2 protein-coding genes are annotated in these 1,254 nt (G+C 48.2%); one reads left to right on the plus strand and one right to left on the minus strand.

What is annotated here, in order from left to right; translation table 11 throughout:
• Positions 1 to 24: 24 nt before the first annotated feature.
• Positions 25 to 1,023, minus strand: a complete 999-nt coding sequence (locus FN808_RS18760) for an IS110 family RNA-guided transposase (RefSeq protein ID WP_142716154.1) — start codon at positions 1,021 to 1,023, stop codon at positions 25 to 27.
• A 21-nt stretch (positions 1,024 to 1,044) separates the two neighbouring features.
• On the opposite strand from FN808_RS18760, the gene FN808_RS19170 reads away from it, so the two are divergent.
• Positions 1,045 to 1,254, plus strand: a 210-nt coding sequence (locus tag FN808_RS19170; protein ID WP_221930116.1) for a hypothetical protein, incomplete at its 3' end; no start/stop codon positions are given.

Below are 1,254 nucleotides of genomic sequence, written 5' to 3' on the forward strand. Positions count from 1 at the left end.
ATCCCTCTTATTCTTATGGTTTAGTCAAGTTATTTTGCATGCTATCGGAGTATATGGTTTGCCACGTTTAATTACTGCAAACATGCGATGAACAAGTTTGCTTCGGACTGCATTTATGACGCTCATTTTATGTTTTCCTTCCTTGCACTTTCGCCGGTAGTAGTGCTGCAACTCTCCGGGGCACTGTATAGCGGCCAATGCGCCCATGTGCAACAGCGACTTCATGCGTTTATCTGCCCGGTGGGAAACGCGCCCTCGTGTATGGACTTGATCACCGGAATGCCAAACAAACGGGGCTACCCCACAGTAGCAGCAAAAAGCCCGTGGGTTGTCAAAACGGCTAAACCCCTTGGTAAGGATAATTACGGCCAGCGCTAAACGGGGACCAATACCTGGAATGCTTTGCAGCAACTGGTTTTGCTGTTGTAGCTGCTGGTGTTGGCCAATAAGGGTGGCCATGCGCTGGTCGATGTCTGCAATTTGGGTGTCAAAAACCGCAATAATCGCTTCAAGACGTCGGGCCTTCTGCTGATAGGCGTGGGGATCCATATGGTGGCACTGGTCGCTGAGCTGTCCTTTATAGGTAGCCCGGTGGCCAACCAGCAGTTCACGTTCGCTCTGCAGATAGCATAAGTGCTGTAGGTGCCGGGATAAGGGCATATACAACACAGCCCGATCTTGGTAGCGCCGGCTATATTGGGCAATGCGAAAAGCATCGGCCGGATCCGTTTTTCCCCGTTGCAACCCACTACAGGCTTTAATTTGTCCCGGATGTTCGATCCATAGTGAGAGGCCAAGCGTTTCAGCCGCTTTTGCTAGGTGGTACCCATACATGCCGGTATTTTCAGCACAAAAAAGGACATGACCAAGCTCATCAACAGGCCATTTTGCTAACTGCTTGGTAATAACCTTGTGAGCGTTGCGACAGCGTGTTTGTATCACAAGGGCACCGGCCCTATCCAACAGACAAAAGTCCAGGTGTTGTTTACTAATATCGACCCCACAGAAGTATGAATAATTCATCGGAATACGTAAGTTAGGTTCATGTGGTCAAGCCATGAACATTGTCCTAAAAACCTTACCAGCAATACGCTGAATTCTTATACAGGCCTGATGTTCATTAAAAGTCGGGTAGTACCAAATAAAAGGGTAGGCCTTAGTGCCTATCCAAGAGGTTGGGTCACTACCCGACGGCTTGGTTATCGACAATATCTGCAAAAATTTGCTGATATTGTCACTAAAGATAACCTAAGG

This window comes from Fodinibius sediminis (assembly GCF_900182555.1).
In the GTDB taxonomy this organism is placed as follows: Bacteria; Bacteroidota; Rhodothermia; order Balneolales; family Balneolaceae; genus Fodinibius; species Fodinibius sediminis.

What these genes read in the sequence shown, in the direction of transcription:
- FN808_RS18760 (WP_142716154.1), bottom strand. Translation starts at nt 1,023, where the DNA reads ATGAATTATTCATACTTCTGTGGGGTCGATATTAGTAAACAACACCTG.